This window comes from Catenibacterium sp. CAG:290 (assembly GCF_000437715.1).
Taxonomy (GTDB): Bacteria; Bacillota_I; Bacilli_A; order Erysipelotrichales; family Coprobacillaceae; genus Catenibacterium; species Catenibacterium mitsuoka_A.
The window spans coordinates 1-1,086 of the sequence record NZ_FR898823.1 but is presented as its reverse complement, the minus strand read 5'-3'; the positions used below and the strand labels follow the sequence as shown (position 1 = coordinate 1,086).

The window sequence follows — 1,086 nt, the reverse complement described above, 5'->3', positions numbered from 1 at the left end:
GGAGATCAGTACGCTACTTCTCCTAAGACATTATTATCATGTGGTACATATAAAGTATCTTCTATTTCTAAAGATAAGATTACTTTAAAGAAGAATAAGACATGTTACTTTGCGAGTAAATCAAATATTGATCAAGTGAATATGCTTTTTGGAATCAGTAATGATGAGAAAATCAGATTATTTGATGAAGGTAAGATTGATTTTGCATCAGTGACTGGTGAGAAAGCGAAGAAATATGATGGTAAGGATTCAAGTACTGCAGATAGTGATAGTGTGATGTGGGATTTAGTGCCTAATTTTAAGGACCAGTATTTATCAGATTTAAGAGTACGTGAAGCAATGTCTTTACTACTAAGAAGAAATAACTATGATGAAAATGTATTGAATGACGGAACTAAGAAAGCTGAAGGCTTACTTCCTATGGGAATCTGTTTTAACTCACAGAAGCAGTTTATGAGAGATGCCGCTAAATATGAGTTGAAACACAATAAAAAAGAAGCAAAGAAATCTTTATCTAAGCTTCTTAAAGAATATAAGTTAAAGAATTTTACTTTTACTTTAACTTATACAAAAGAATATCCACAATCAAAGATTATTGCGAGTGAAATTAAAAAAGACCTTGAATCAACTAAACAATTTAAGGTGTATTTAAAAGAAGTGAATACTGTGGATTATGAACAGGCAGAATTATCTTTATTACGTATTAAAGGTACATGTAATGATGCTTATGATTATTTAGCCCCTCTTGCAGTTAATAATCAAGGTATTAATCATTATTGTAGTAATGAATTTAATAACTTCTTTACAGCTGCAATCAATGCACAAAGTCAGGATGAACGTTATTATGCATTCTTAAATGCGGAAAGAGTCGCAATGCGTGACTATGCATTCATTCCTGTGATTCATCAGGGACAGAGATATCTTATTAATATGAGTGTCACTGATCTAATTAGTAATTTCTGTGGTGCACCATATAGCTTTAGATATATGAGCATGCGTTAATGAGGGGGAGCGTAATTTGAAAGAAAAAGGTTTATTGCATAAAATACAAACTTCTAATTTTGGTATGTTGATGTTTGGTCTTTA

General features: G+C 31.3%; 1 protein-coding gene. It reads left to right on the top strand.

All coding sequences use genetic code 11. The features are described from left to right. On the top strand, positions 1–1,002 hold a 1,002-nt coding region (locus QVO42_RS06435; protein ID WP_288163972.1), incomplete at its 5' end, for an ABC transporter substrate-binding protein. Between the last annotated feature and the right edge of the window lie 84 nt (positions 1,003–1,086).